Consider the following 21,272-nt stretch of genomic DNA (forward strand, 5'->3'; position numbering starts at 1 on the left):
GGGATCATGCATCTACGAGGTGAAAACCACAATACAGAAAAGCTAATAGGATGATTAGTTTTGCTAATACACTGTAAAGATAAATTTATAGCAAGGTAACCAAGGTCGTTCGACAAGAGGTAGAGGTGCTCCTAACGAGCATACGGTAGGACGCTTAAGGATGAATATGATGGGACAAATTCCTCAACATCGCTGCTGTCGCTCCCCAAATCATCCTGTTTTTCCATGGGATAAAATAAATAGGAAACGTTTTTTTATCACGGTGTGTGGTGTGAACTAAATGATTCTTTCTATCCAACACGTGTGAGAGAGGAACTTCAAACGCGCTTTCAACCTCGTTTTTATCAATAATTGGGGTGAAATCGGGGTTAACAAATCCGACAACAGGGGCTATTTCATAGCCACTAATGGTACGGTATTTTGGAAGCATGCCAACCACGTCAACGTTATTTGAGGGCAGCCCCACTTCTTCTTGTGCTTCTCGAAGGGCGGCATCAAAAAAAGAATTGTCAGTTTCATCAACGGCCCCGCCAGGGAAACTTACTTGGCCTGGATGGTGTCTTAGGTGGTGCGCTCGCTCGGTAAGTAAAAGTTGAAGAGAATCTCCATAATCAATTAACGGAATTAAGACCGCCGCAGGACGCCCGGTCTTCCTCAAAGGAAAGTCTGGTTCACTGTAGGTTTGTCTTAAATGATGAAATTGCGATAGAAATTCATTTCTCGTCATATATGTTCTTAACTCAATAACTTATCGACTTTAATTAGAACCCTTTTACCGATTTATTGACGCAAGTACGGGCAATATTTTTGATACTTTATCCAAGGTTTCTTGATATTCTTCACTTGGAACCGAATCTAAAACAATACCACCGCCGGCCCAGCAATGTAATTGATTCTTCTCTGCTAACACAGTTCTAATACAGATACTTGAGTCCATATCCTCTCGATATCCCATGTAAAAAATACTTCCACAGTAGATGTTCCGCCGATGAGGCTCTAACTCATCAATGACTTCCATCGCTCGTATCTTTGGAGCGCCAGTAATAGAACCGCCGGGAAACGCTGAAGCAAGAAGTTCAAGAGGGGATGCATTTTCATTGAGTTCACCTGTCACTGTGCTGACTAAATGATGAACGGCCTCGTAACTCTCTAATGCGAAAAGCGCGGGAACTTTCACTGTATTAGCTTTACAATGTTTAGAGATATCGTTTCGAAGAAGATCAACAATCATTAAGTTTTCTGAGCGATCTTTTTCTGCAGACAGAAGGCTTTGTGCACTTGCCTCGTCTTTGACTGCATCCTCAAAGCGCGGACGGGTTCCTTTAATCGGTTTTGTTTCAACAATACCGTCTTTTACTCTAAGAAAACGCTCTGGAGAAATAGACGCGATACAACCTTGTGGTAAGTTGTAAAACGCTGAAAACGGCGCTTGATTATGGTCGCGTAAATGACAGTATGCGTGCCACATGCTCCCCTCATAAGTCGCAGTAAATCTTTGCGCCATATTTACTTGATAACAATCACCCGCTCTCAAATACGCATTAATTTTCTCTAAACATTGCTCGTAATCATCCTTAGATAGATTTGATTCAAACGGAGAGGAAAGTTTGAAACCAAGAGGCTTACTTTTAGCCTTGTTGTTTAAAAACACCTCGGGCAGCGTTAGGTTATCAGCGGTACAGAAATATACATATCCGGTTTGCGTGTCCTCAATTAGCGAAGATGTATAAAGACCTACAGTAAAATCAGGTGTGCTGTAGTCATTCTTGGCAATAGCGGGTAACGTCTCGTAAAAACGGCCTGTATCATAGCCTGCCATCCCGGCGACACCCACGATAAAGGGAAGATGTTCAGTCTCAAAATTCGCATGTACCTCAACTGACTTAACGCGAGCGTGTAGGTGTTGTTCGACCGCTTCAAAAGGGCGTAGAGAAAGGGAAGTACGCTTAGACGATAACGCATCAATCAAACAAACCGTGTCACCTTTAGCTTCGATAATGGCTGAGGGGGCGAAGGCCATGATGTTAAAGCGGCCTTCACTTTTCGATGAGCCAGATGTATCAAATAAAATAGAGTAGGATTGCGTTGCAATGTGCGTAAATAATGCGTTTAGGATGGCTTCGCCTGCATTACTGTCTAACGACATTAAGTCTATTATTTGATGTTTAGTAAAGCGACTTACATTTACGTGGATTGAATCTGCGTGTGACATAAATTACTTAAATACTTCTAACTATAGATGCAGCGCTCGCTGCACAAATCGCTGGTTGAAATCTATTACTGAGTTTAAATCTATTACTGAATTGCCGACCACGCATTCCTGCACTACTAGCTATTTTTGCCTTTAGTTTAAATCTATTAAACTCGTCAACGTAGGCAAGGGTAACGATGCTTTAAACATTGTTTTAAAAAATAACTAGAATTCGCTCCAAGCGCATGGTTTTACATGGTGCGTTGTCTTTAGATGCGCTAGTATACGCTTTTTTAGCTAGCTAAGACCACGAAAGCCAAATAAAAAGAGGATGTCATGACCGTTATCCGTCAACAAGACTTCATTGACAGCATTGAAGATGCCCTTCAGTTCATTTCTTATTACCATCCCCTAGACTATGTAAAAGCAGTCGAAGAGGCCTATAACAAAGAGCAAAGCCAAGCTGCGAAAGATGCTATGGCGCAAATTCTTATCAATTCTCGTATGTCGGCAGAGGGCAAACGTCCGTTGTGCCAAGATACAGGTATTGTAACGTGTTTCGTTAAAGTAGGAATGGGTGTCTCGTGGGATAAAACTGATATGACCGTTCAAGAAATGGTTGATGAAGGTACCCGTCGTGCTTACTTAAATCCAGATAATCCATTACGTGCGTCAATCGTTGCCGACCCAGCTGGAGCTCGCAAAAATACAAAAGACAACACGCCTGCGGTTGTGCACATCGATATGGTAGCCGGTGAGAAAATCGAAGTAATGATTGCGGCAAAAGGCGGCGGTTCAGAAAACAAGTCGAAAATGGTAATGCTTAACCCAAGTGACGATATCGCTGACTGGGTTGTGAAAACTTTGCCATCAATGGGTGCAGGCTGGTGTCCACCTGGTATGTTGGGCATAGGTATTGGCGGCACTGCAGAAAAAGCAGCAGTGCTTGCTAAAGAAAGTCTTATGGACCCTGTAGATATTCAAGAGCTCATTGAACGTGGCCCTGAAACCACAGATGAAAAGCTTCGCTTAGAAATTTTTGAGCGCGTAAACAAATTAGGTATTGGCGCTCAGGGCCTTGGCGGCCTAACGACGGTTGTAGACGTCAAAATCAAATCATTGCCGACACACGCAGCGTCTAAACCAGTTGCGATGATCCCTAACTGTGCAGCTACACGTCACGCTCATTTCTATTTAGATGGTTCAGGCCCAGCAGAGCTAACACCACCTAAGCTAGAAGATTGGCCAGAGGTAACCTGGGAAGTGAGTGAAAACACTCGCCGCGTAAACCTTGATGAAGTCACCAAGGAAGACATCCAAGAGTGGAAAGTAGGCGAGACAGTATTGCTATCTGGTAAGATGCTTACCGGTCGTGATGCAGCGCATAAGCGTATTCAAACGATGATGGAAAATGGTGAAGGCTTGCCAGAAGGGGTAGACCTTACTAATCGTTTCATCTACTACGTAGGACCAGTTGACGCTGTCGGTGACGAAGTAGTAGGCCCAGCCGGACCTACAACGGCTACGCGTATGGATAAGTTTACCGACATGATGCTAGAGAAAACGGGCCTGATCGGGATGATTGGTAAAGCTGAGCGTGGACCAGCGACGGTTGATTCAATTGCAAAGCATAAAGCTGTTTATTTAATGGCGGTGGGCGGTGCAGCATACCTGGTTTCTAAAGCTATTAAGAAGTCACGTGTAGTGGCCTTTGAAGATTTAGGTATGGAAGCTATTTATGAATTTGATGTTGTTGATATGCCAGTAACTGTAGCGGTAGATAGCACAGGTGCCAATGCGCATAAAAATGGTCCTGCCATTTGGAAAGCGAAAATCGAAGAACTGGATGCGTCTCTTTCTAAATAGAAATCTGTGTCAGGAACTTTAGTCTTTCGACTTTGTATTGAAAGAGTCATCACCATCAGTGACTAAAGCTTCTGTTAAAAACTAAAAAACGGGTGCGCGAGCGCCCGTTTTTCGTTCTGGTTGTCATTTTAATCTGCGTTTTAGTCCATACTTTAACGTTTCCATCTCGCACATACTGTATGTGCATTGGTATATTTTCCTGTTTTTGTTTATAGTGCTGTACAAAACAACAGTATGAACGTGCACTATGTTAATCAATCTTATCTCCAACGAACCTATTTCCTTTTTAATCGCTTTTTTCAGTATTTGTGTTTTTGCCCTTTACTCATTTGTTCGCAGTCGCGCTAATTCATCAAAACTTGCTCAGAAAGCGCGAGATTGTGAGCATCTTCAAAATGCACTGAATAATGAGCGGGTTACTAACGCGAAGCTCCAAGCACAAAACGTTGCACATCAAGCAAGAATTCAGGCACTTCATGAGGCACATGAAGACAAATTAGCTGCGATGAACGCTTCTGAGCAGCGTTTGCAAACCCAGTTTGAAAACTTGGCAAACCGAATTTTTGAAGAAAAACAGCAACGATATACGCAACAAACGAAACACAACATAGAGGCTGTGCTGGCGCCGTTCAAAAATGAATTAGATGGGTTTAAACGACAAATCTCAGAACAACATATTCGTGAGGGTCAAGAGAGGGCATCACTTAAAACAGAAATACTAGGTCTTAAGGCCCTCAACCAAAAAATAACCGAAGAAGCGGCAGCGCTTACCAGTGCATTAAAAGGTGATAACAAGAAGCAAGGAAACTGGGGCGAAGTGGTTCTAGAGCGCATTCTTAAGGAATCGGGTTTACGTGAAGGGCACGAGTTTGAAACCCAGGTGTCTGCGACATCAGAGCAAGGCAAACGTTACCAGCCCGATGTAGTAGTGCATTTGCCTAATGATAAGGACGTAATAATTGACTCGAAGGTAAGTCTAGCCGCCTATGAACGCTACTATAACTGTGATGACGAATCTGAAAAGGCGCAATTTTTAAGTCAACATGTTGCTTCCATTAAAGGGCACATAAAAGGTCTTGGAACGAAAGACTATCAAACCTTAAAAGGCTTGAAAACGTTGGATTATGTGCTGCTTTTTATTCCAATAGAGCCTGCATTTCTTATCGCAGTAGAAGAAGAGCCTGAGTTAGTCACCATGGCCCTTAACCACAATATCATGCTAGTAAGCCCCACAAATTTATTGGTTGCACTTCGAACAATTAACAATATTTGGCAGTATGAGTATCAGAATCAAAATGCGCAGCTCATTGCTGAACAAGCGGCTAAACTCTATGACAAATTTGTTGGCTTTGTTTCTGACATGGAAAAAGTTGGGAAATCGATGGATTCAGCGCATGCAAGTTACGAACAAGCAATGAACAAATTAACGAATGGAAGAGGGAATATGGTGAGGCAAATTGAGAAATTTAGAGAGCTTGGCGTTCAGCCGAGTAAGCAAATGTCTCAACATATTAAACAGCTTTCTCAGGACGAATAAAAAAGGCCGCTTTCAAAGCGGCCTTTCAATATCATATAAAACGTTATGAACGTTTCATGCGTCTACGTAGGTAAACTGCAGGTGCTAGTAGCAAAGCAATCCAACCCATAGAACCACCGCTCGAATCGTTTGAAGGAGCAGGAGGAGGAGGCGCAGGCTGTTCGCTTGCTTCATCTGCTAAGTTGTTAATAGATACTGTAACTTCAGTCGCTTCAGAGACGTTACCAGCGGTATCAATCGCTACCACTTCCATCGTTACTGATTCGAAACCAGCATCGAAGTCAAGAAGTGTAGAATCTGCAACCGTGATCACACCCGTGCGTGAAACAGACAAAGCAATAGATGTTGAAGACTGAACGAAAATTTCCGAAACAGGGCTTGTAACACCATCTTCGTCGTTTGCTACGATCGTACCTACAACTGTGCCATTTTCCGCGTTTTCGTCAACGTTGAAGGTCTGGGCTTCCAGCGTTGGAGCGTTATCACCGTCACGCGCGATGCTTGCAACAACCGCACCGCTCTCGCCAAGGAAAGCGAAACCACCGTCACCTACACCGTTAAGGAAACCAACTTCGCCAGGAGCAAGTGATGCTACGGCTTCACCTGCGGCATCAGTTACTGTTGGCGTAGCAAGTAGTGGGAACGAGTAATTCTGAACGACTAAATCTTCATCGTAAGCCACTGATGGGAAGAAATCGAATGGACTGTCTTCCACGCGGAATGCAACAGTAGCATTAGCGGCACCAAGATCCGCGATAGTTAGGCCTAGGCCATCGATACAGCTTACCATCGACAACACATTGCTGCCCGGCTCATGGATTGTTCCAAACAATGAACCAGATAAAGCGCCAAACGGACGGGTAAATGTCACAACATCAGCATTATCACGGCCGAATGCAGAGTCATTTAAAGTTTGTGCAGTGAAATCGAATTGACCATCACCATCAACATCAACGTCCATGAACCATCCTGCCTGATGCAAAGAAGCAACTGGATCTCTCATGGTGATGTTAGTAAGTACAAGTGCCTCAGCTGAGCAGGTAGATGAAGGAACTTGAATGTACTCTAAAGACGTATTTACTATATCAAACTGCTTTTCAGCGTCTACACCACTATCAACCATAATTGGTACCATGGTCGTAGCGAAGTCAGTAACACCTGTATTTGTTACCGTGCGAATTACACCGTCCTCAGTAAGTTCACTACCGATAGTAGCTGAACCGTATGCCTTCGGTAGTACATGGTAAACAAGGTGCATAGACACGTCGTTTTGGTCTGTAAGCATTAATGCGCCGTCAAATTCAACATTTGTCAGCTCAACAGAACCCGCAGGCGTAGCAGCTACATCGCTAGTCAATGTCCATTCAGGTAGTTTAGCAGGGTCAATTGTTGCTGTTACATCAAACGTTACCGTTTGACCTGCCGGAACAGTAACAGAAGCTGGATACTCCATCGTAAGCGCTTCTGTTGCAGCATCGTTTTCGAAACGTGCTTGATCAGACAGCGAATACGTTTTTGGCTCAGAAGAGAAGTTTTTAACCGTTACAGTTTTTGTCACCGACGCTTCTTCGCTTAAACCAAGAAGACCGAAAACAAGCGCTGCTTGCTTGGTTGCACTGTCCCATGCTGCAGTTGTAGATTGAGATGCTTTTTCGACGTCAACAAGACCTGCGCCAATATAGCTTATTGGTGCAAGCTCAGCATCAGGATTTACACTGCGCGGCTCAAGCGTAACATCAAGATTTGCGTTATTCATCAAAGTAGCTTTGAGTTCAAACGCGTTGCGGCGAGGGAATGCTTCAGCAAGAAGAGAAAGCGCCCCTGCAGTAATAGGACTTGAGAAAGACGTACCGCTAATAGGCGACGTACCGTCCCCAGTTCCTACTAATGCTGTATCGATTGCCGTACCAGGTGCCGTAATTTCAGGCTTTAAAAGGCCATCAACTGATGGGCCGCGTGATGTAAATGTTGCAATCGCGCCAGCTTTTACAAATAGTTCTGACGAAAATGCATAAGTCGCAGTGTTCTCAGCAATTGCAGACTTTAAAGTATTGCCATCTTCAAAAGAAATCATAACTGAGTTGATGGTTACTTCCGACTCAGGTGTGCCACCCATCGTAAATGCACCATCACCAGCGACATTGTTAGCTACTACAACAAAATCAGCGCCAGCCGCTTGAGCATTAAGCACTTTAGTAGTGAACGCACAACCGCCACGATCAATCAGTGCAATTGAATCACTAAGATCTGTTGTGTAAGCAACACAACCAGTCGCATTAGTTTCTGCTTCTGCATAAACAATTGGCGTGGTGCTGTCGACTGAGAATTCAGGCTCTGGGTTGAAAGCTGCAGCAATCGCAGTAATTTCCTCATCGCCAAGCGTTGCAGATACTTCTGCTGATTCAACAGTAGGGTGAGTCATTGCACCCACAGACAGCGCATTAGTCGTTGTACTAGGGCCGCCTACGATAAAAGGTGTAGGACCATCGTTACCAGCAGAAATAGCAACAACAACACCTAATTCAACGGCTTTGTCGATAAGCTCGCCAACAGCACCGCCACGGTTTGTACCGAAATCACCACCTAGCGACATATTAATTACGTCTACACGGTCAGAGATATCGCCGTCACCATTGGGGTCCATTGATGCTTCTAGACCTGCTAGCTGAGCTGCACCTGGGCAAGACTGGTCGCACACAGTATATGCATATACTTGAGCGTCAGGCGCAACGCCTAGAACCGAGTGGGCAACATGCGTTCCGTGATTATTGTTATCCATCGGGTCAGGATCGCCGTTGAAGAAGTCGAAACCACCGATAACGTTACCAATTGGCCATGCAGGTGTGTCTGCTAAATCAGCAGTTGCCTCTGCGAAGGCTTCAGCAGTACCTGGACCACCCACTGCAGCGTGAGTATAATCAAGGCCTGAATCAAGAATAGCAACCCGTGTTCCCATCCCGCTTGCAACACCACCAGTTACAAGGCTTGTTGCGTTGATGTACTCTGCACTGTCTTCAATATGTAGTTCGGAATTGAAAACTTGTAAAACGCTATCTACAGTGTTCAGCTTCCTTATTTCTGCAATCGCCTCAGATGAACCATCAATAACCAAGCCTGCTACAAGATTCTTAGTTCGAGAAGTGATCGTAACATCAAGGTTAAGCGCTTCGATTTGGCGTTGTAGAAGATCGAGGCCAACATCTGTGTCAAGAGTAACGTCAGAGTTTAGATTGAAAGATGAAAGACCTTGCTCTTTCATCAAAGCGACTTCCGCGCGCGAGAGCGCGGTATTGCTTTTTGCTTTAACTAACCAAGTTGAGCCAGAAGCTTCAAGTTGTGAACTCTGAACGCTTGCTTCTTTAACTTGTGTTTTTAGAAGCGAACCTAAATCAACTCTGTCTGATGCGGCAGCAGAGGCTGATGCCGAAAGTGCTACAATAATTGCGGCGCTTAGATTTGTTTTTTTCATAATTATTCTCGTGTGAATAGTTCCCTGGAGTCCAGCGACTTATTGGATACGTATTAAAGGTCAATCGCCTATTTATAAACGTCCGTTGCGCTGTGACTATTTATTACTAGCACACTTTTCAACGTTTTGTAATGTATGTTTCTACAATATACAAATTACACATTTTGTTACATTTGTGACACGAGTTGATTATGAAAATTAACTAGACAAATTCATCAAAAACAGGTCGTTTATCAGCTTTAAAAGGTAATAAAATTACGTAATTAAACCAGTGTTCCCTCCGGCTATAACGATAGGATAAAACGGCCGCGCGAAATACTCATCCTAGGCGATTATCATTAAATTTACATAAGGTTTACTTTTTTAGGACGCTTATCCTTCTAAGTTCAATTTATTGAGTATGTCTATTTCACCGCTTTGTAAAAATGCATTTTAATAAGAAAGACGCTCCTGCAAATCTTCAACTAGCATATAGATACGCAAAAAAAGTCGCTATCAACCCTAATCTCTAAGGGGAACAAAACGTGAAAGACAGAAATCATTTGGCCGAAGTAAAAACAACAAACAAGGTCGAAATCATCGCAAAAGGGGTAGTTGATATCCCTATGCTTCAAATTCTCTCTGAAGAAGGCCAACTTCTTGAAAAGGCTGTTGAGCCAGAGCTAAGTAAAGAAGAAGCGTTAAAGATTTTTAACACTATGCATTACATACGAGTGTTGGACGAACGTATGGTGGGTGCGCAGCGTCAGGGACGTATCAGTTTCTATCTTGCCAGTACTGGTGAAGAAGCGGCCTCGGTAGCAAGCGCTGCAGCGCTATCTGACGATGACATGATTATGTCTCAGTATCGGGAGCAAGGTGCGTTGGCATACCGTGGTTACTCGACAGAGCAATTCATGAACCAAATGTTCAGCAATAAGGATGATCCTAATAAAGGACGTCAAATGCCGATTCATTATGGTGATAAACCTCTTAATTTTATGACTATCTCATCCCCCCTTGGTACTCAAATACCGCAGGCTTCTGGTTATGCCTATGGGCAAAAAATGTCAGGGAAAGATGTCGTAACGATTTGTTATTTCGGTGAAGGCGCTGCGTCTGAAGGTGATTTTCATGCAGGTCTAAATATGGCCGCTGTACTACATTGCCCCGTAATCTTTTTCTGCCGAAACAACGGCTACGCTATTTCAACACCTGCAGAGGAGCAATTTGCCGGAGACGGAATTGCATCACGCGGTCTTGGGTATGGCATTAAAACCATTCGCGTAGACGGTAACGACGTGCTTGCTATTTATGCAGCAACGAAAGATGCTCGTCGCATAGCCATAGAAGAAAAATGCCCTGTACTTATTGAAGCGATGACCTATCGTCTTGCTGCACATTCCACGTCAGACGACCCAACCGGATATCGCTCACGAGAAGAAGAAGATAAGTGGCGAGCAAAAGATCCTATCGCTCGAATGGCCCATTGGTTAGATAGCAAAGGTTGGTACGACGAAGATGAAAATCAAAAACGAGTAGACAAGGCAAGACAAGACGTGCTCGCCGCCATGAAAAGTTGTGAGAAAACGGATGTGTGTGCAATAGACGATATTGTGGAAGATGTTTACGACACACCACCGTGGCATTTGAAAGAGCAATTGAACGAACTGAAAGCGCATATCAAGAAATATCCTAAGATGTACCCTAAAACAGCAGGGAGAATAAAGTAATGGCTAAGATGAACCTACTACAAGCAATAAATAATGCGCTCATCACAGCCATGACCGAAGATGAAAAGGTAATGGTGTTTGGAGAAGATGTTGGCCACTTTGGCGGCGTTTTCCGTGCAACCAGTCATCTTCAAGAAAAGTTTGGCAAAGCTCGTTGCTTTAATACACCACTGACTGAGCAAGGAATTATCGGTTTTGCAAATGGCTTGGCCTCACAAGGTTCAGTGCCTGTAGCTGAAATACAATTTGGAGATTACATCTTCCCAGCGTTCGACCAAATCGTGAATGAAACCGCTAAATGGCGCTATCGTTCAGGTGGGCAGTTCGACGTAGGTACGCTGACCATACGTACGCCATATGGCGGCGGTATTGCTGGCGGCCACTATCACAGTCAATCACCTGAAGCATTTTTTGCTCATTGCCCTGGATTAAAGATAGTCATTCCAAGGGATCCATATCAGGCCAAAGGTTTGTTGCTCGCGTCAATACGCGATAAAAACCCAGTGCTATTTATGGAGCCAAAACGTTTATATCGTGCCTCTGTGTCTGAAGTGCCAGAAGAGGACTACGAGCTACCGCTCGGTAAAGCTGACATTGTTCAAGAGGGAAGCGACATTACTTTGCTAGGCTGGGGAGCACAGATAGAGATTCTACAAAAAGCGGCAGAAATGGCGCTAGAAGATGGTGTTTCTTGTGAAATCATTGATTTACGTAGCATTCTACCATGGGACGTAGAGTCGGTAATGCAGTCTGTTATGAAGACGGGTCGCTTACTGATAAACCATGAAGCACCTTTGACCGGCGGTTTCGCCAGTGAGATTGCTGCCACAATTCAGGAGCGTTGCTTTTTGTATCTAGAAGCGCCAATCGCAAGAGTATGTGGCCTAGATACACCCTATCCGTTGGCTCATGAAAAAGAATACATGCCAGATGAAACAAAGACGTATGAAGCCATTAAGCGTACGTTACATTACTAATTCCGGGAGACAATGATATGACGATTGAATTTATCTTACCGGACATCGGTGAAGGTATTGTGGAATGTGAACTGCTGGAATGGTTAGTCTCTGAAGGTGAGCACATTGAAGAAGATCAGCCTGTTGCAGAGGTAATGACGGACAAAGCGACAGTGCAAATACCTGCAATGCACGCAGGCGTAGTTAATAAATTACACTATGCTGTTGGTGATATTGCAAAAGTGCATGCGCCATTATTTTCAATGACGCCAGATGATGCTGATGTAAACGAAGAACCACAGGCAAAAGACCCCGAGAAGCCTACAGAGGCGACTACATCTGAGAAAGTGAAAATTGATGAGCTTCCGGTGGCGGCTGCTAGCGGCAAACACATAGAAGACTTTATTTTACCTGATATTGGTGAAGGTATTGTTGAGTGTGAGATTGTTAAATGGAATGTGGCAGAGGGCGATGTAATTGAAGAAGACCAAGCTGTTGTAGAAGTTATGACTGACAAAGCTGTGGTAGAGATCCCCGCTAAAAACGCAGGAACGGTTCACCGTCTTTATTATGCTCAGGGTGATATTGCCAAAGTACATAGCGCGTTGTTTGCACTTGAAGTCGAGGTCGATAGCAACACTACAGGCGATACTGAAGACAATACAGGTGAGGCGTCGCAATCAACGAGCGCAACAATAATACAAGAGCCGTCAAACGCTTCAAATAAGCAGTCAAATCAACTAACGTCGTCTAAGTTCAGTGACGGTGAGTTCGAACCACCCATTGCTATTGAAGGAAAAGTGCTTGCAAGCCCTGCGGTAAGACGTATTGCCAGAGAGCATAATATCGATCTCTCGGCGGTAAACGGTTCGGGAAAAAAGGGGCGCATCTTGAAAGCCGATGTGTTGGATATTCAGCAATCGGTAAAAACAGAGTCACTTTCTGAAAATTCAAACAAGCCTCTTACGAGCACAAACACAAACGAAAACCCCAGTGCGAGTAAAAAAGGTGAGATCAGAACAGAAAAGGTTCGCGGCATTCAGGCTGCCATGGCCAAGCAAATGTCTGCGTCGGTCTACACCATTCCTCACTTTACCGTAAGTGATGAACTTGTAATGGACAACCTTATGTCGCTTCGGAATTTGCTTAAACCTGAATTTGAAGCAAAAGGTGTCAAGCTAAGTTTCATGCCGTTTTTTGTGAAAGCGATGTCCCTTGCATTAAATGAATTCCCTGTTGTAAACAGTCAATTAAACGACGATGCTAGTGAGCTAAGTTATTATTCTGACCATAACATTGGTTTTGCTGTTGACTCTAAGATTGGATTGCTTGTGCCGAATATAAAACGTGTTCAAGACTTATCACTTTTAGATATTGCGGTTCAAATGCAGGACATTATTGAGCAGGCAAGGGCAGGGCGTGTATCGGGTGAACACTTGAAAGGCGGGACTATTAGCATTTCTAATATCGGCGCCATTGGTGGAATTACCGCCACCCCCGTTATTAACAAACCCGAAGCGGCAATTGTTGCACTAGGTAAAACGCAGAAATTACCTCGGTTTGATGACAGCGGCAACGTGAGTGCTCAACATATTATGGCGGTTAATTGGTCGGGTGATCATCGAATTATTGATGGCGCAACCATGGTTCGCTTCAATAATTTATGGATGAGTTATTTAATGCAGCCAGAAAAAATGTTGATGCATTTAAAATAGCTGAGTGAAGAATGTTGAATAGTTGGTGAAGATAAACATCTATGTGTTCGTCTTTGCCAACAAAATCGCTGAAGTGAATTTGCTTCGCCAGAGGCGAGGTTGAAACAAAAGGTCGGTACTTTTCAGTGTCGACCTTTTTTGTTTTATGTACCTAATAGCGCGTAGGCGTTATCATACCCGAAGTTAATGTTAAAAAGAATTTCACAGAGGTTTTGTGCTTAGTTATCAACACGCTTTCCACGCGGGCAATCACGCTGACGTTATCAAGCATTTATGCTGGATAGGCGTAATTAATTCATTAAAGAAAAAAGAAAAGCCCTTTACGCTTTTTGACACCCACGCAGGAGCAGGTGTTTACGACTTAACTGATGCAATGTCGGCAAAAAACAAAGAATATGAAACTGGTATTTCGCGCTTAACCAGCGAAGGCTTCAAGGTTCAGAACGCAAAAGCAGCATTACCCGTTCTTTTAGAGGATTACTTAGCGCTATGCGAACCATTCTTGGCAGACAATGCTTACCCTGGTTCTCCAATTATTAGTGTGAAAGCAAAACGTGAATCTGACTTTTTGCATCTCATGGAACTTCACCCTGGCGAGTTCGAAAAACTTGAGCGCAACATTGCGAAAATAGGGGCAAGGAACAATCACGTGCACAAGCGCGATGGTTATGAGGGATTGCGCGCATTAACGCCGCCAAAGCCTAACCGTGGTGCAATTTTAATCGATCCTCCCTATGAACGTGCTAGTGAATACAGTGACGTGATCAAAGGCGTAGAGCAAGTCTTCAAACGTTGGCAGCAGGCACAAATTGTTGTTTGGTACCCATTACTGTCAGAGCGGGCCGGAGCAAAGCACGGCGCAAGCGAAATCATGTGCGAAAAGCTGGCACAACTGGGTAAACCATGTTTCAAAGCGGAAATTTGTGTCGCTGAGAATACATCCGATGCAGGCATGTATGGGTCAGGGGTTTTTGTGCTAAATCCACCTTGGCAACTTGATGCCCAGCTTGAAAAGGCGCTTGACTATGTTGTTTCAAGACTCGGCTCAGTCGACGAGGGTATTAACGCCAGAGCGCGAGTTTCGTGGGTTATTGAAGATAATTAAACAGCTTTCGGAGCTAAAGGTAGCGTTTTGCTTGCTGCCTTCAACAACTAAACCCTATTGATGATTAGAACGAACAGAAAATAATGTCTCAACTCAAAGGTCTTAAGCACTTTTACATACCTGACGAACAGTCAATCTATCTTCTGTCTCACGCGGATGCAAAAAAGCTAAAAGACTGGGTAAACCTCTGTATCTCTCAGCTTGAAAGTTTAGGGTACGATGATATAGAACTTTTGGGGAAAGGCGCATTTGGCTTCGCATTCGCGGGCACTGCGCCCAACGGCGACGCTAGGGTATTTAAATTCTCACGGATAACATTACCTCAACATGTTCAAGACCGGCTTGAGGAGGAAGCATTTATGCTTTCTCACGTTAATCATGAATTCGTGCCGCGATTCATCGAATATCAACAAATTCGAAAACAATCAATTTTAGTTATGGGCCGTGCGCCTGGTGAAGACTTAGAAAAAGTTAGCCTAAAAACTGGTCCATTATCGCCACGGATCATTGTCAAGTTAGCAGTCCAAGTAGGAGAGCTGCTATCAAGCTTTCGTCAATACAGCGAAAATGGTGAAGTTAAACCTATTGTCCATGGAGACATTAAGCCATCTAACTTAGTATGGGACGAATCAACGGAGACTGTAGGTTTAATTGACTGGGGCTCATCGGTCTTCGCGCAGACGGATATAACAGGGCAGTATGTGGGCAACAATGTGATGGATTTGATGTCAGGTGAACTGCATCAAACCAACGCTAGGCTCGGCGATGTTTATTTTATTGGTGAGGAACAGCTCAACGGCGCACTCTCAAGCCCTCGTTTCGATGAACAAGGATTAGCGAGCACACTGTATGCGTTAGCATCTGGACAATCTTGTCGCTATGGAAGCAAAGTAATTACGCCGTCATCGCTAGGGCTTCCAAAAATGTTGGCAAATATATTGGAGTACATGCTCAGTGAAGATCCTGTAAAAAGAAGGCAGGGAGGAGATTACTTGTTTAATCATCTTCACGTATTTAAAAATATGGTATTTACCCATGACACGCCACACCAATACACGCCACTGATCCCAACATGGATAACCCGTAATCATGTCGATATTGAGACGGTTGTATACAGTTCTAGAAAATCTTATTTACGACAACAAGCACGACTTTCCGATTCCATAGATGAAAGAGACGTTGAAGAATTGCGGTATATCGACGACGCCCAATTTGATCGCTATTACAAAAATTACCTTCAAGGTATGGGCGATACGGAAAAGGCGTTTGTATCCGCTATCAGCAGGCTCGGTCGATATCCAGTTGTCGGAGGCATGGCTTTGCGCTGGGAGCCCGAAGGAGTATATGTGGACTCCAGTTTAAACTTATATGATGAATCGTTAAAAATGGCGTTCGAAATGGCCGTGAATAATGTAATCAACCTAGCAAGAGCCATCCACAAACCTGCCGTGTTTAAGTGCTGTATGTTTAATGCCAAGAACACGCTTCATATTGAACGACAGTCGGAATTAGTAGAATTTTTACCAGAACAGGGCATGTTTATACCCTACGAACTATCTAAAGTGTCGGCGCAAAAAGACCAAAGTAGAACGCATTCTTATTTCGAAGATGGTGATGACCCTGACGAGTTACTAAAACTACCGCAAATCATTATTGATACCATAATTGAGCTAAATTCAATTCATCACACGGGATGCATTATCTTTGAAGCATTACCTAAGCACTTAAAAATTCACAATTACTACACTTTACTCGATCACACACAAGAGGAACGCTTTAAAAGTTTGCTGGCCAAGCTAGTGGAGCAGATCCCAAGCATAAAAGGGCTAGGCATTTCCGGCTTTATGAAGTTACCCTATAAAGATACTCGGTTTTTCGAGCACAAAGCCAAGTTGCCTGAAAAGTATTACCCGCGAAACCCAAAAGCAGTTATTGAAGAGAACGCACAACATGTCTGAGATTAAATTATCATCACTTTTTGAATTAGAAACAGTGGAAGCTGGCATCTATCGCGGACAAAGCTGGGATTTAGGCTTCCGAGCTTTATTCGGCGGACAAGTGTTGGGCCAGGCATTGGCCGCTGCCTACGAAACCGTAGCTGATGACAGAGTCGCGCATTCATTTCACACGTATTTTTTATTGCCTGGTGATGCAAAAAAACCTGTCGTTTACGATGTTGAAATTGTGCGGGACGGTCGAAGCTTTTCGGCCCGACGAGTTAAAGCCATTCAAGATGGTAGAAATATTTTCTACATGACGGCTTCTTTTCAGGTTCCTCAGGAAGGGATGGAGCATCAAAACCCAACCATGCCAGAGGTACCACCACCAGAGGAAGTGCAGTCAGACATTGAGTTTTACGAAGCGAATTTCAATAAGATTGCTCGACCTATGCAAGAGGCGTTAAGCTACCATAAACCGGTAGATATTCGAACGTTTGATGCGGCTAATTCTTATCAGTCAACCAAACGTGAGCCTACGCGTTACATTTGGTTAAAAGCAAGAGATGACATGAATGCCCAGCTGTCTGTCCATCAAGCTGCACTTGCCTATGCGTCAGATTATCATTTTCTAAGTACGTCTTTGCAGCCTCATGGCGTGGCGGTAACCGATAAGTCTTTGCGTATCGCAACAATTGACCATGCTATGTGGTTTCATCGCCCAATTAACATGAATGAGTGGTTGTTATATGCAATGGAAAGTCCTTTTAGCGGCGGCTCTAGAGGCTTGGTCCGCGGGCAAATATTCAATCAAACTGGTGAACTCGTTGCATCAACCATGCAAGAAGGATTAATGAGAAAGGTAGACGAATAGGGAGACTTTTATGCGCTATAAATTAGGTTCAGCATCACCACAAGTAGACGATAGCGTTTTTATTGCGCCAGGCGCTCATGTTATCGGAAACACAGAACTCAAAGAAGGCGCCAGCGTGTGGTTTAACGCAGTTATTCGCGGCGACATGGACAAAATAACCATTGGAATGCACACAAACATTCAAGACGGCAGTGTGCTGCATACAGATTCAGGTATCCCACTAACTTTAGGAAATGGAGTAACGGTGGGTCACAAAGTTATGCTGCATGGCTGTGAAATTGGCGATTATTCGCTAGTGGGCATAAATGCCGTAGTACTTAATGGTGCGAAAATAGGTAAATACTGCATCATAGGCGCTAATGCACTCATTACAGAAAATATGGAAATTCCAGATTACAGCCTTGTTGTTGGTGCGCCTGGCAAAGTCATTCGAACAATGGATGAAACTGTGAAACCCAAATTAGAAGCTTCTGCAAAACATTATGTGGAAAACGCTAAAATGTATAAAACGTCCCTTGAGGTGATTGAAGCGTAACTGATGTGCGGTCAATTGCTTTTCGTACCCCATAAAAAATGCCCAGAACAATCGTTCCGGGCCTAGGGGAATGGCTCATTGCTGAGCCGTGCGCTAACTTTTACAGGAAGAGTTTAAGTAAAATCTACTAAACGAACAATGATTATAGGATAACTTTGTTTATTTTATAAACAATTTCATTGTGAATTTTATCTTACAGCGTAAAAAAATCCGCTACTAGTTTAGTATTTACTTTTATTTCAAAAGTTTAGCGCCTGGTCTGATGAGTGATTATTGATAAAGTTGTGGTTTTCAAAACCTATACCATCAATCTTTTCATCGTTACAAAGCGTCCTTTATTTTACAATCTAACTCTGACTAGACTTAGTCATTCACAGCATTTATCTTCACAACAGATGCTTGTCCCATTTTTATAACCTTGTAGTATGTCGATTGCGTCACTTCATAAGACGATAACAAATATTCTAACAAGGCCCTCTCATTTAAATAAGGATGGATTATGCATTCGTTTTCTACTTTTATTCCCCCTGAACGAACCTTGATGGGACCAGGACCATCCGATGTCAATCCCCGCATTCTAAATGCTATGTCTCGACCGACGCTTGGGCATTTAGACCCGCTATTCATAGCGTTAATGGATCAGACTAAGCAGTTACTTCAGTATGCGTTTAAAACTGAAAACGCCTTAACTATGCCAATTTCAGCGCCGGGCTCAGCAGGAATGGAAGCTTGCTTCGTTAATTTAGTGGAGCCGGGCGATAAAGTACTCGTTTGCATAAATGGGGTATTCGGTAATCGCATGGTCGAAAATGTAGAACGTTGCGGGGGTGAGGCCATCACCGTAAACAATACTTGGGGAGAACAAACTGACTTGAACCAAGTCGAGGACGCACTTAAAGCTAATCCTGATATCAAAGTTCTGGCTTTTGTGCATGCAGAGACTTCAACAGGTGTTCGAAACGAAGCAAAAGCGCTCTGTGAATTGGCGCAGAAATACGATTGTTTGAGCATCGTTGATGCAGTTACCTCCCTCGGAGGTATTGAGTTAGACGTAGACGGGTGGGGCATTGACGCTATTTATTCCGGCTCGCAAAAATGCTTGAGCTGTGTACCAGGTATATCACCTGTTTCCTTCAGTGACAAAGCGGTACATGTCATTCAAAATCGGAAAACAAAAGTGCAAAGCTGGTTTTTAGATATGAACTTAATTGTTGGCTATTGGGGGCAGGGCGCGAAACGTGCCTATCATCATACCGCCCCGGTAAACAGCATGTATGCCATGTACGAAGCTCTTCTTATATTAAAGGAAGAAGGTTTAGAAAACGCTTGGAAACGTCACTCTTCAGGTCATGAAAAACTCGCAACGGGTTTGAGTGAACTCGGTTTGGAACTTACTGTTGATAGCGCTTATCGCTTGCCGCAGCTTAATGTGGTGAAGATTCCAGACGGAGTAGATGATGCAGTCATCCGTAAACAACTACTTGAAGATTTCAATTTGGAAATAGGTGCGGGATTAGGTGAGCACGCTGGCAAAGTGTGGCGAATTGGGCTTATGGGTTATGCGTGTAAGCCGCGTAATATCGACCATTGTCTCGCTGCATTACGCACTGTACTTAAGTAAGGCAGGCCTAAATAAAACTTCGAATATAGTTTTAAAGTAACCGAATTGAACGCTCAGTCGTCATCTCGACTGGGCGTTCTAAAAACCACAAACCAAATAAGCTGACGTAGCCTTCTTGCCTCACTTCAGTCTTGCCTTATAAAAACTACATCTCGGCGAAGTTATATCTATTCTCTTTCCGGTTCAATGCTAGTATCTCGGCATTGTATAAATTCATAATCCATTCAGTAATAAACACGTACCCTTTGTGCAACGTACTCAAAAACACTATTAAGAAAGGAAATGCCATGAAAATACTCACGCTTACCAAAAAATTGGTGTTGGCTTCAATAATCGTTGCTCTATCCACCCCTTTACTTGCAACACAAGCAGCTCAGGATGCTGTCATTAATGTTCAAGGCGCAGGTGCAATAGACGTTACACCAAACGCCTATTCGGTAACACTCGTGGTTGAAGAAGAAGGTGATACGGTTGGCAAGCTAAATAGCCAGCTTGATGCAGATTTACGGTCTATTGTTAAGTTCCTGCTCAATCAAGGTATCGAAGAAAAACATATTCAGAGCATGCAAGTTCGTCTGCAACCGCGATATATCAATACACCACAAGGTCGTCAGCAATCGGGATTTACGCTCTCACGTGATATCAACGTGACATCTACTAACCTTGAAACTTACGATAAAATATTAGATGGCGTTCTTAAAAGAGGCGTTGATCGTATCCAACAATTTAATTTTATTGCTATCGGCGAAGCAGATGCGTATCAAAAAGCATTGATAGCTGCGGTCAAAGACGCAAAGCAACGTGCACACTTATTAGCAAAAGAATTAGAGGTTGAAGTTGGCGAAGTTGTTGCAATCTCAGAATCTGGTGGCAATATGCCGATTCCAGTAATGCGCGCTGAAGCGTTTGCCAAAGACATGTCGATGTCTTTGCCGGGGCAAGAACGGGTTGAGGCTCGCATTAATGTTTCATTTAAAATCGTTCAATAGCAGGAAAATCGTTTGAAAGAACAACAGTACAACCAGCTAGTTAGCCAAGCGAAGAGTTTGGTGTCTGGTGAACATGACCTGATTGCCAACATGGCCAATATCAGTGCGCTTCTGTTCAATAATCTTGAAGAAGTTAATTGGGCTGGTTTCTACCTTCATAAAGAAGAACAGTTGGTGTTAGGGCCGTTTCAAGGCCAACCCGCTTGTATCAGAATTCCTTTTGGCAAGGGTGTATGCGGCACGAGCGCCAGCACCAGAACAGTTCAGCGCATTGCTGATGTTCATCAATTTGATGGCCACATTGCGTGTGATGCTGCGTCGAACTCTGAAATTGTTATACCTCTGGTAAAAGACGACACGCTTATTGGTGTACTAGATATCGATAGCCCTGCATTTGATCGTTTCACTGCAGAAGACGAAAAAGGGCTTGTGGAAATTGCTCAAATTCTTATGGATTCGCAGAAATAATTATGAAATCCAGTGTTGATATTCACGTTGTTTTATCTACGTTTGAAGATATGGAAGATTTTCATGATGACCCAGATGAGGCATCTGAACGTTTAAATTTTATCTTACATGCTATTTATGACAACGCTGAAGAAGATATTGAAACACAGCGTTTAGAGCAAATTTTGCACTACGCATGGGAATCTTGGCAACAAGATAAGCATTTATTAGAAATAGATGACGACGAATTGCTTGATTGGGTTGACCACACGCTGGCAACTTGGGATGATGCAAGTAACGATGAAATCTCCTGAATAA

The 21,272-nt window shown here is 43.5% G+C and carries 16 protein-coding genes; 13 read left to right on the forward strand and 3 right to left on the reverse strand.

Annotated elements, in window-relative coordinates; all coding sequences use genetic code 11:
* Positions 1–154 precede the first annotated feature (154 nt).
* Together C6Y39_RS11105 and pabB are read right to left on the reverse strand one after the other, a co-directional pair.
* The gene (locus C6Y39_RS11105) at positions 155–727 is read right to left on the reverse strand and encodes a CoA pyrophosphatase (RefSeq protein WP_105931303.1); all 573 of its coding nucleotides are present in this window, start codon (positions 725–727) and stop codon (positions 155–157) included.
* A gap of 45 nt (positions 728–772) precedes the next feature.
* On the reverse strand, positions 773–2,212 hold the full coding sequence (gene pabB, locus C6Y39_RS11110; RefSeq protein WP_105931304.1) for an aminodeoxychorismate synthase component I: 1,440 nt from the start codon (positions 2,210–2,212) through the stop codon (positions 773–775).
* Between the two features lie 315 nt (positions 2,213–2,527).
* Here pabB and C6Y39_RS11115 point away from each other — a divergent pair, with 315 nt between their 5' ends.
* A complete protein-coding gene (locus tag C6Y39_RS11115; RefSeq protein WP_105931305.1) occupies positions 2,528–4,057 on the forward strand; it encodes a fumarate hydratase in 1,530 nt (509 codons plus the stop codon).
* Between the two features lie 247 nt (positions 4,058–4,304).
* Positions 4,305–5,594, forward strand: a complete 1,290-nt coding sequence (gene rmuC, locus C6Y39_RS11120) for a DNA recombination protein RmuC (RefSeq protein ID WP_105931306.1) — start codon at positions 4,305–4,307, stop codon at positions 5,592–5,594.
* 43 nt (positions 5,595–5,637) lie between these two features.
* Here the strand turns inward: rmuC and C6Y39_RS11125 are convergent, their stop codons facing one another.
* Positions 5,638–9,063 (reverse strand): S8 family serine peptidase, encoded by a 3,426-nt coding sequence (locus tag C6Y39_RS11125; RefSeq protein WP_105931479.1) that lies wholly within the window; start codon positions 9,061–9,063, stop codon positions 5,638–5,640.
* A gap of 524 nt (positions 9,064–9,587) precedes the next feature.
* On the opposite strand from C6Y39_RS11125, the gene C6Y39_RS11130 reads away from it, so the two are divergent.
* The 11 genes from C6Y39_RS11130 (at position 9,588) to C6Y39_RS11180 (ending at position 21,268) form a co-directional block, all read left to right on the forward strand.
* A complete protein-coding gene (locus C6Y39_RS11130) occupies positions 9,588–10,775 on the forward strand; it encodes a thiamine pyrophosphate-dependent dehydrogenase E1 component subunit alpha (protein WP_105931307.1) in 1,188 nt (395 codons plus the stop codon).
* On the forward strand, positions 10,775–11,752 hold the full coding sequence (locus tag C6Y39_RS11135; RefSeq protein WP_105931308.1) for an alpha-ketoacid dehydrogenase subunit beta: 978 nt from the start codon (positions 10,775–10,777) through the stop codon (positions 11,750–11,752). Before C6Y39_RS11130 ends, C6Y39_RS11135 begins: the two co-directional genes overlap by 1 nt.
* Before the next feature lie 17 nt (positions 11,753–11,769).
* On the forward strand, positions 11,770–13,446 hold the full coding sequence (locus C6Y39_RS11140) for a dihydrolipoyllysine-residue acetyltransferase (protein ID WP_105931309.1): 1,677 nt from the start codon (positions 11,770–11,772) through the stop codon (positions 13,444–13,446).
* Positions 13,447–13,660: 214 nt separating this feature from the next.
* Positions 13,661–14,551 (forward strand): 23S rRNA (adenine(2030)-N(6))-methyltransferase RlmJ, encoded by an 891-nt coding sequence (locus tag C6Y39_RS11145; RefSeq protein WP_105931310.1) that lies wholly within the window; start codon positions 13,661–13,663, stop codon positions 14,549–14,551.
* An 83-nt stretch (positions 14,552–14,634) separates the two neighbouring features.
* Positions 14,635–16,509 carry a protein kinase domain-containing protein gene (locus tag C6Y39_RS11150; RefSeq protein WP_105931311.1) on the forward strand — a complete coding sequence of 625 codons (1,875 nt, stop codon included), beginning with the start codon at positions 14,635–14,637 and terminating at the stop codon, positions 16,507–16,509.
* Positions 16,502–17,362, forward strand: coding sequence for an acyl-CoA thioesterase II (tesB, locus tag C6Y39_RS11155; protein WP_105931312.1), 861 nt, complete (start codon positions 16,502–16,504; stop codon positions 17,360–17,362). The genes C6Y39_RS11150 and tesB overlap by 8 nt, the downstream gene beginning before the upstream one ends.
* A 10-nt stretch (positions 17,363–17,372) precedes the next feature.
* Entirely contained in the window at positions 17,373–17,897 is a 525-nt protein-coding gene (locus C6Y39_RS11160; RefSeq protein ID WP_105931313.1) for a gamma carbonic anhydrase family protein, read from the forward strand.
* Between the two features lie 499 nt (positions 17,898–18,396).
* On the forward strand, positions 18,397–19,518 hold the full coding sequence (locus C6Y39_RS11165) for a pyridoxal-phosphate-dependent aminotransferase family protein (protein WP_240618872.1): 1,122 nt from the start codon (positions 18,397–18,399) through the stop codon (positions 19,516–19,518).
* Between the two features lie 287 nt (positions 19,519–19,805).
* Entirely contained in the window at positions 19,806–20,507 is a 702-nt protein-coding gene (locus C6Y39_RS11170) for an SIMPL domain-containing protein (RefSeq protein ID WP_105931315.1), read from the forward strand.
* Positions 20,508–20,519: 12 nt separating this feature from the next.
* On the forward strand, positions 20,520–20,975 hold the full coding sequence (locus tag C6Y39_RS11175; protein ID WP_105931316.1) for a GAF domain-containing protein: 456 nt from the start codon (positions 20,520–20,522) through the stop codon (positions 20,973–20,975).
* A gap of 2 nt (positions 20,976–20,977) precedes the next feature.
* Positions 20,978–21,268 (forward strand): hypothetical protein, encoded by a 291-nt coding sequence (locus C6Y39_RS11180; protein ID WP_025255289.1) that lies wholly within the window; start codon positions 20,978–20,980, stop codon positions 21,266–21,268.
* The last annotated feature ends 4 nt before the right edge of the window (positions 21,269–21,272 follow it).

Source organism: Alteromonas gracilis, from assembly GCF_002993325.1.
GTDB lineage: Bacteria > Pseudomonadota > Gammaproteobacteria > Enterobacterales > Alteromonadaceae > Alteromonas > Alteromonas gracilis.

Bases quoted from the DNA above. Each gene is read 5' to 3' on its own strand.
- C6Y39_RS11165 (WP_240618872.1), top strand. From the start codon at position 18,397: ATGCATTCGTTTTCTACTTTTATTCCCCCTGAACGAACCTTGATGGGA.
- C6Y39_RS11135 (WP_105931308.1), top strand. From the start codon at position 10,775: ATGGCTAAGATGAACCTACTACAAGCAATAAATAATGCGCTCATCACA.
- C6Y39_RS11115 (WP_105931305.1), top strand. From the start codon at position 2,528: ATGACCGTTATCCGTCAACAAGACTTCATTGACAGCATTGAAGATGCC.
- C6Y39_RS11150 (WP_105931311.1), top strand. From the start codon at position 14,635: ATGTCTCAACTCAAAGGTCTTAAGCACTTTTACATACCTGACGAACAG.
- pabB (WP_105931304.1), bottom strand. From the start codon at position 2,212: ATGTCACACGCAGATTCAATCCACGTAAATGTAAGTCGCTTTACTAAA.
- C6Y39_RS11125 (WP_105931479.1), bottom strand. From the start codon at position 9,063: ATGAAAAAAACAAATCTAAGCGCCGCAATTATTGTAGCACTTTCGGCA.
- C6Y39_RS11160 (WP_105931313.1), top strand. From the start codon at position 17,373: ATGCGCTATAAATTAGGTTCAGCATCACCACAAGTAGACGATAGCGTT.
- tesB (WP_105931312.1), top strand. From the start codon at position 16,502: ATGTCTGAGATTAAATTATCATCACTTTTTGAATTAGAAACAGTGGAA.
- C6Y39_RS11180 (WP_025255289.1), top strand. From the start codon at position 20,978: ATGAAATCCAGTGTTGATATTCACGTTGTTTTATCTACGTTTGAAGAT.
- rmuC (WP_105931306.1), top strand. From the start codon at position 4,305: ATGTTAATCAATCTTATCTCCAACGAACCTATTTCCTTTTTAATCGCT.
- C6Y39_RS11105 (WP_105931303.1), bottom strand. From the start codon at position 727: ATGACGAGAAATGAATTTCTATCGCAATTTCATCATTTAAGACAAACC.
- C6Y39_RS11170 (WP_105931315.1), top strand. From the start codon at position 19,806: ATGAAAATACTCACGCTTACCAAAAAATTGGTGTTGGCTTCAATAATC.
- C6Y39_RS11140 (WP_105931309.1), top strand. From the start codon at position 11,770: ATGACGATTGAATTTATCTTACCGGACATCGGTGAAGGTATTGTGGAA.